The following is a 7,713-nucleotide window of genomic DNA, read 5'->3' as shown; positions in this document are numbered from 1 at the left end:
CTCGGCCTCGGGCAGCTTGCGGTCCGCGAGCGCCTGCGCGCGCGCGCGCAGCTCGTCCGGCTGCGGCCGTGGCGGCGCTTCGGCGGCGGCCCAGGGGGCCAGCAGCGTAAACAGGAGCAGGAGGAAGACTCGGATCAGCGGGCGCATCGGGAGGATTCTGTGGACGTGGCAGGAGATGGGCCTGCGGGAGGCGTGGGGCGGATCGGCGTGCACGGCAGCACCGGGTCCAGGGGCCGAAGTTTAGCCGGTCGCCAGGAGCCGGGGGCGCGTGGCCGGATGAAAGCTTCGTGTCGAAACATTTGCTTGAACGGATACGACTCCCCGTCTATCGTGTCGCGTCCGGAGGAGATGGAAAACGACAAGATGGACTACCAGATCCAGCGTCTGAAGGTGCTCGGTGCGGGCATCTTCAGCCTGATGCTCGCGCTCGGCGTGGCGCGCTTCGCCTATACCCCGCTGCTGCCGCTGATGCAGGCCCAGGCCGGGCTCGGTTTGGCCGAGGGCGGCTGGCTCGCGGCAATCAATTACACCGGTTACCTGAGCGGCGCGCTGCTCGCCGCCTCGATCAGCGACCTCGTGCTCAAGGACCGCCTCTACCGCATCGGCATGGTGGTCGCGGTGCTGACCACGCTGATGATGGGGCTCACCACCGATTTCACGGTGTGGGCGGTGTCGCGCTACCTGGCCGGACTTTCGAGTGCGGCGGCGATGTTGCTCGGCACGGGCCTGATCCTGAACTGGCTGATCCGTCACAACCATCGCCACGAGCTCGGCATCCACTTCGCCGGCATCGGTCTGGGCATCGCCGGCTGCTCGGTGGCCGTGGCGCTGATGAGCCTGTGGCTGGACTGGCGTGCGCAGTGGTTCGTGTTCACCGCGATTGCCTGCGTGCTGCTGGTGCCGGCGCTGCGCTGGCTGCCGGCACCCGACACCAGCGGGCTGACGCGCAGCGGCGCGCCGATGCACGACGACCCGCCCAGCCCGCTCTTCCTGCGCATCTTCATGGCGTCCTACTTCTGTGCCGGCGTCGGCTTCGTGGTCAGCGCGACCTTCATCGTCGCCATCGTCAATCGCCTGCCCGGGTTGGAGGGCCAGGGGAGCTGGAGCTTTCTCGCCATCGGCCTGGCGGCGATGCCGGCCTGCATCGTGTGGGATTTCATCGCCCGCCGTACCGGCGCGCTGAACGCGCTGATCCTCGCCGCGGTGCTGCAGATCGTCGGCATCCTGCTGCCGGTGGTGGTCGGTGGCAGCCTGGGGGCGATCGCCGGCGCCCTGCTCTTCGGCGGCACCTTCGTCGGCATGGTCAGCCTGGTGCTGACCATGGCCGGGCGTTACTACCCGACGCGGCCGGCCAAGATGATGGGCAAGATGACCATCTCCTATGGCGTCGCGCAGATCCTCGGCCCGGCGGTGACCGGCTGGCTGGGCGAGACCTTCGGCAGCTACGCAGGCGGGCTGTGGTTCGCCGCGGCGATGATGGGCGTGGGCACCGTGTTGCTGGTGCTGCTGAAGATCGTGGACCGGCGCGACGCTCAGGCCGCGGCAGGCGTCGCCTGAGCGGGCGGCCACGGTCGCCCGTGGCGCAGGCAGAAGTCGCGCAGCAGCTGGTTGGCCATCGCGTAGCGGATCGGGAACAGCGGCGGCAGCGCGTCGACATGGAAGAAGCGCGCATCCTCGATCTCGCCCGGAGCGCAGACGATGTCCCCGCCGGCGTACTCGGCCTGGTAGCCGAGCATCAGCGCATGCGGGAAGGGCCACGCCTGGCTGGAGAAATAGCGTGGCGCGCGGATGCGCAGGCCGGTCTCCTCGAAGATCTCGCGATGCACCGCCTGCTCGGCCGATTCGCCCGCGTCCACGAAGCCGGCGAGCGTGCTGTAGAGGCCGGGCGGGAAGTGCGGCGAGCGCCCGAGCAGGATCTCGGCACCGCGCTCGACCGCCACGATCACCACCGGCGAGACGCGCGGAAAGTGCTCGCGACCGCAGTCCGGCGCGCTGCAGCGCCGCGCCGGCGGATCCGTCCGCAGTGTGGTGGGCGCGCCGCAGGCGCCGCAGAAGCGGTGCGCGCGGTCGAACTCGAGCAGCTCGAGGGCGCGCGCGGCGAGGGCGAGCGTCTCCCCGTCAAGCGTGTCGAGCAGCGACTTGAGATGCTGGAACGCATGTCCGTCGGGTGCCTCGATCGTGCGCTCGACCTCGACCACCGTCCATGCCTCGCCCGTGGTCACGGGGAAGTCGAGGGTGCGCAGCGCGACGAGACCGGCCCGCCAGGAATCCGGGCCGGCCGTGGGCGTCGCCGCGAGGTCCACGAGCAACTGGTGGTCGCGGAACACGAGCGTGCGTGCCGGCCGCGGATCGCCGGATGGGGGCAGTGAAGAAGGAAGGCTCATGATCGTGGGACCGGGGTCGGGCGGAGCGTCGGCGCAAGGAGGAAGGCGAGGGCGGCAGCATCGGGCAGATCGCCCGTGCTGTCGAGTCTGTGGCGCGGGTCGTGACCGCGGGGCTCGTTTCCAGGCCCGGCAAGGCTTGCCGCGGTTTATTTCGCGATGTGAAAGAAGGTTTCGATGCCCGACAGGTCGATAAGTGGTATTTTTCCGGGCGACTGCGATCGTGCGGCGGCCTTGCCGCGCCGGCGACAGTGGGTCGCCATCGGGTAGTCGGGACAAGATCTAAAACATATAGGGGAAATCAATGTCTGCAGGCAAATCCAAGATCATCTACACGCTCACGGACGAAGCGCCGCTGCTGGCGACGTGCGCCTTCCTCCCGATCATCCGCACCTTCACCGGTCCTGCAGGCGTCGAGGTCGAGAAGGCCGACATCTCCGTGTCGGCGCGCGTGCTCGCCGAGTTCCCCGAATACCTGAGCGAAGACCAGCGCGTCCCCGACACGCTCGCCGAACTGGGCCGCCTGACCCTCGAGCCCGACACCAACATCATCAAGCTGCCCAACATCAGCGCCTCGGTCGCCCAGCTCAAGGCTTGCGTCAAGGAACTGCAGGAGAAGGGCTACAAGATCCCCGACTACCCCGAGGACCCCAAGACCGACGAGGAAAAGGCGCTCCGCGTCCGCTTCGGCAAGTGCCTCGGCTCGGCCGTCAACCCGGTGCTGCGCGAGGGCAACTCCGACCGTCGCGCGCCCGCCGCAGTCAAGAACTACGCCAAGAAGCACCCGCACTCCATGGGCGAGTGGAAGCAGTGGTCGCAGACCCACGTCTCCCACATGCACCACGGCGACTTCTACCACGGCGAGAAGTCGATGACGCTCGACCGCGCGCGCGACGTCAAGATGGAGCTGATCACCAAGTCGGGCAAGACCATCGTGCTCAAGCCCAAGGTCTCGCTGCTCGAAGGCGAGATCATCGACTCGATGTTCATGAGCAAGAAGGCGCTGTGCGAGTTCTACGAGAAGGAACTCGAGGACTGCCGCGAGGCCGGCATCCTGTTCTCGCTGCACGTCAAGGCGACGATGATGAAGGTCTCGCACCCGATCGTCTTCGGCCACTGCGTGAAGATCTACTACAAGGACGCCTTCGAGAAGCACGGCAAGCTGTTCGAAGAGCTCGGCATCAACGTCAATAACGGCATGGTCGACCTGTACGAGAAGATCAAGACCCTGCCCGAGTCCAAGCGCGACGAGATCATCCGCGACCTGCACGCCTGCCAGGAGCACCGCCCGGCGCTCGCCATGGTCGATTCGGCCAAGGGCATCACCAACTTCCATTCGCCCAACGACATCATCGTCGACGCCTCGATGCCGGCGATGATCCGCCAGGGCGGCAAGATGTGGGGGGCCGACGGCAAGCAGTACGACAGCAAGTGCGTGATGCCGGAGTCGACCTTCGCCCGCATCTACCAGGAGATGATCAACTTCTGCAAATGGCACGGCAACTTCGACCCGCGCACGATGGGCACGGTGCCGAACGTCGGCCTGATGGCGCAGAAGGCCGAGGAATACGGCTCGCACGACAAGACCTTCGAGATCGCCGAGGACGGCGTGGCCAACATCACCGACCTCGCCACCGGCGAGGTGCTGCTGTCGCAGAACGTCGAGGCCGGCGACATCTGGCGCATGTGCCAGGTCAAGGACGCGCCGATCCGCGACTGGGTCAAGCTCGCCGTCACCCGCGCGCGCAACTCCGGCATGCCGGCGATCTTCTGGCTCGACCCCTATCGTCCGCACGAGAACGAGCTGATCAAGAAGGTCAAGACCTACCTCAAGGATCACGACACCAGCGGCCTCGACATCCAGATCATGTCGCAGGTGCGCGCGATGCGCGTGACCCTCGAGCGTGTCGCGCGCGGCCTGGACACCATCTCGGTGACCGGCAACATCCTGCGCGACTACCTCACCGACCTGTTCCCGATCATGGAGCTGGGCACCAGCGCCAAGATGCTGTCGATCGTGCCGCTGATGAACGGCGGCGGCATGTACGAGACCGGTGCCGGCGGCTCGGCGCCCAAGCACGTGCAGCAGCTCGTGCAGGAGAACCACCTGCGCTGGGATTCGCTCGGCGAGTTTCTCGCCCTGGCGGTGTCGCTGGAGGACCTCGGCATCAAGACCGGCAACGCCCGCGCCAAGCTGCTCGCCAAGACCCTGGACGAGGCCACCGGCCGCCTGCTCGACGAGAACAAGTCGCCCTCGCCCAAGACCGGCCAGCTCGACAACCGCGGCAGCCAGTACTACCTCGCCCGCTTCTGGGCCGAGCGCCTCGCCGGACAGGCGGAAGACGCCGAGCTGGCGGGCAAGTTCGCCCCGCTCGCCAAGGCCTTGGCCGAGAACGAGCAGAAGATCGTCGCCGAGCTCGCCGAGGTGCAGGGCAAGGCGGTGGACATCGGCGGCTACTACAAGGCCGACGCCGAGAAGTGCAAGGCGGTGATGCGTCCGAGCGCCACGCTCAACGCCATCCTGAAGGGCGCGCGCGCCGCCTGAGGCGGTTGATGTGCCGCCGGCCAGCGCCCGGCGGCCGGCGAACCCGAAAAGGGGCAGATCGACGAATGCGTCGACCTGCCCCTTTTTCGCGTCCCCACGCAAGGCAAGGGTATGCACGATCGCCGCCGGGTGCCTAACATGACAGCCTCGCCTTACGAGGACAGGCCGATGGCCGATTTCCGCAAGCTCCGCGTGATGATCTCCAGCCGCTGCGCGTCCACGGTGCGCCGTGGGGATTCACGGGTTTCGATGACCGTCGTCCGCACGCGGCTGAAGCGCGAACTCGAAGCGGAAAGCCTCTGCGGCGAGCGGCTTTTCGAGGTGTGGATCTCCGACAATGCGCCGGATCAATCGCAGGGCGATCTGGAGACCGCGTGGGAGAAATCGCTCGAGGAGGTGCGCAAGGCCGACATTGTCCTGGTGCTTTACACCGGCGAGGCGGGCTGGGCGCCCGCTCGCGGCCTCGGCGTGTGCCATGCGGAGTTTCAGCAGGCTTGGAACGATGGGCCGGCGCGGCTCAAGGTGGTGCGCATCGGCGACGTGGGCACGGCGCCCAAGGACGCCGCCGAGTTGAAGCGCGATCAGGCCTTCCAGGCCTATTTCGACGACCTCAATCCCACCTCGCCGGCCGCTTCCGACGTCGACGCCATCGTCGCACGCAGCCGCGAGGCCTTGCGCGAGGCGGTGGCCGGGCTGGTCAAGCTGGGTGGACGCGAGGCACGCAAGGGGCGTTTCGCCTACGGTGCCCCGCTCGACTGGAGCCGGCTCGATTTCGGCCACCGCAAGAAGGCGATGGAAGACGCGCTCGGTGGGGGGCTCGCCGAGTTCGGCGCGGTCGAATCCAGCGGGGGCTGGTTGTGGCCTCTGGGCGAAACCTCGCTGCTCACCATCTGTCATGGTCTGCCAGGGGGCTTCGGCGTGGCGGCCGCCCGGGAAATGGTGGGCCAGCCCTTTCTCCACGACCATCTGTTCCTCGCCAGGGCACTCGGCGAACGGGAAGCACCGGCCGGTCCGCTGCATCTGGTCGCCTGCCTGAAAGGCATTACCGAGAGCCAGGCGATGCGCCAGCTGGGCTTCCCGGATGCGACCATCGTCGCGGCACCCTTCGGTGTCTATGTGTCCGACCCAGTGCAGAAGATCCAGATGATCTTCCTCGCCAACTGCCGCGATCTGACCACGACCCGCAATGCCCTCTGTCGCCTGGCCGAGTGGCTGAACGCCACCGGCGAGGCGGCGAACCTGGCGCGCCGTGCGCTTGGTCGGCGCAGGGTCGTGCAGGCCATCCTCGATGTGCAGGGCGACTGAGATCGCCCGAATGATAGGAAAGCATGATGTCGTCCGCGCTTGCCGGCCTGTATGAACGCAGCGGTCGCAGCCCGCCGGCCGCGCTGGCGGACTGGGAGGGCCGCGTCGATGGCTGGTGCGATGCCTATCTCCGGGTCTTCCCCGATGCCGAGCTGTCGGAGATCAACCTCGATCTCGCCGTGTTCCAGTTCGATCATGTGAGCGAACGGGTCACGCTCGCCTATGCGCTGTCGGTCGAGCCGCTCATGCGTCGCGACAGCGGGCGCATGCGCGGCTTTCCCGACGTCAATGCCTCGGTGCGCCGCGTCCTCGGGGATCGAGCCTTCGTCGCGGACAAGGGGCATTTCCTCGGTCACGCCAGCGGAGGCATCCTGGACATCAACCTGTTCCCGCAGCGGCGCGAGCTGAACCGCGGCTGGTCCGAGGAAGGCAAGCGCTTCCGCAGCATGGAGCGGTACGTCGCCGAGCACCCCGGGACCTTCTTTTACCATCGCCCTTCGTATCGCGATCAGACCTGGATACCCGCCACGCTGGAATACGGCGTCCTGGTCGATGGGGAGCGTTGGTGGGTGGATCGGTTCAGGAACGTCTGAGCGCTGCGCCCGGCATGCAGGCTCCGCGCTAGCGTGCCGACAGCACGATCGCCCCGGGGGCGAACCAGAGCTCGTAATGGCGTGCGCGGATCGAACCGCTGCTGCCGTAGAGCGCGCTGAAATCCTCCAGGCTCGGCGTGGGCGACTGCAGCAGCGCGGCGAGCGCACGCGCGAGGGCCTCGCCGTCCTGGCGGCATTCCTCGGTACGGAAGCAGCGCAGCATGCTGCGCGCGGGGGCGGCCTTGACCAGCACGATGCCGGGGAGCTCGAGCGCGGCGTCGCCGATGCGCACGCTGCGCAGACGCGCCTCCAGCGCCTCGGCGGTCGGGCGCTGGCCCTCCTCGGCGATGTAGATCCACAGCCGCGGTGCCACGCCGCCGGACGCCGGAGCGGGCGCCGCGGAGACCGGCGGCGCGGCCTGCTGCGCCGAGAGATTGGAGAGATTGCTCACCTGGGCGCGCAGCTCCGACTTGGCCTCGGTGAGGCTGCGCTGCACCGCCTGTCCGTCGCCGCTCGCAGGGGCGTTCGCGGCGGTGGTGGCGCGTTCGAGTTCGTCGACCACGCTGGCGAGCGCGGTGGCGGATTGCCGCGCCTCCTGCGCCACCGCCTCGGCCGCAGCGCGTGCGGCGGCCTCGGCCTCGCGCGCCTCGACCAGGGCCTCGAGCTGGCGCACCACCTCGTCGCGTGCGGTGAGGGCGAGCTCGCGCTCGCCTTCGGCGAACCGGCGCGCCGCCTCGGCGATCCGCGACTGCTGCCAGGCGAGCCCGCCGAGCGCGCTGGTGAAGGCGAGCACGCTGAGGCCCACGGCGAGCGCGCGGCTGCGCCGGCGCAGGCGGCGTGCCTCCTGGCGCTGCTTTTCGGCGACCTCGCGCTCGGCCGCGCGCAGGGC

6 protein-coding genes are annotated in these 7,713 nt (G+C 68.3%); 4 read left to right on the top strand and 2 right to left on the bottom strand.

Annotated features, from left to right (window positions below; translation table 11 throughout):
* Positions 1 to 363: 363 nt before the first annotated feature.
* Positions 364 to 1,557 (top strand): YbfB/YjiJ family MFS transporter, encoded by a 1,194-nt coding sequence (locus C665_RS16930; protein ID WP_012584284.1) that lies wholly within the window; start codon positions 364 to 366, stop codon positions 1,555 to 1,557.
* Here the strand turns inward: C665_RS16930 and nudC are convergent.
* A complete protein-coding gene (gene nudC, locus C665_RS16925; protein ID WP_012584285.1) occupies positions 1,533 to 2,384 on the bottom strand; it encodes an NAD(+) diphosphatase in 852 nt (283 codons plus the stop codon). The genes C665_RS16930 and nudC overlap by 25 nt on opposite strands.
* A 301-nt stretch (positions 2,385 to 2,685) precedes the next feature.
* Between nudC and C665_RS16920 the strand changes: the two genes are divergently transcribed.
* The 3 genes from C665_RS16920 to C665_RS16910 all read left to right on the top strand — a co-directional run bounded on the left by C665_RS16920 (position 2,686) and on the right by C665_RS16910 (position 6,824).
* Positions 2,686 to 4,926, top strand: a complete 2,241-nt coding sequence (locus tag C665_RS16920; RefSeq protein WP_004323643.1) for an NADP-dependent isocitrate dehydrogenase — start codon at positions 2,686 to 2,688, stop codon at positions 4,924 to 4,926.
* Between the two features lie 168 nt (positions 4,927 to 5,094).
* The gene (locus tag C665_RS16915; protein ID WP_004323642.1) at positions 5,095 to 6,231 is read left to right on the top strand and encodes a hypothetical protein; all 1,137 of its coding nucleotides are present in this window, start codon (positions 5,095 to 5,097) and stop codon (positions 6,229 to 6,231) included.
* A 26-nt stretch (positions 6,232 to 6,257) separates the two neighbouring features.
* Positions 6,258 to 6,824, top strand: a complete 567-nt coding sequence (locus C665_RS16910; protein ID WP_040829509.1) for a hypothetical protein — start codon at positions 6,258 to 6,260, stop codon at positions 6,822 to 6,824.
* Between the two features lie 28 nt (positions 6,825 to 6,852).
* Here the strand turns inward: C665_RS16910 and C665_RS16905 are convergent.
* Positions 6,853 to 7,713 (bottom strand): hypothetical protein (locus tag C665_RS16905; protein WP_004323640.1); only part of this gene is annotated, 861 nt, incomplete at its 5' end.

Source organism: Thauera aminoaromatica S2 (assembly GCF_000310185.1).
Taxonomy (GTDB): domain Bacteria; phylum Pseudomonadota; class Gammaproteobacteria; order Burkholderiales; family Rhodocyclaceae; genus Thauera; species Thauera aminoaromatica.
The sequence above is the reverse complement of the archived record's forward strand: the minus strand, read 5'-3'. Positions and strand labels throughout refer to the sequence as shown.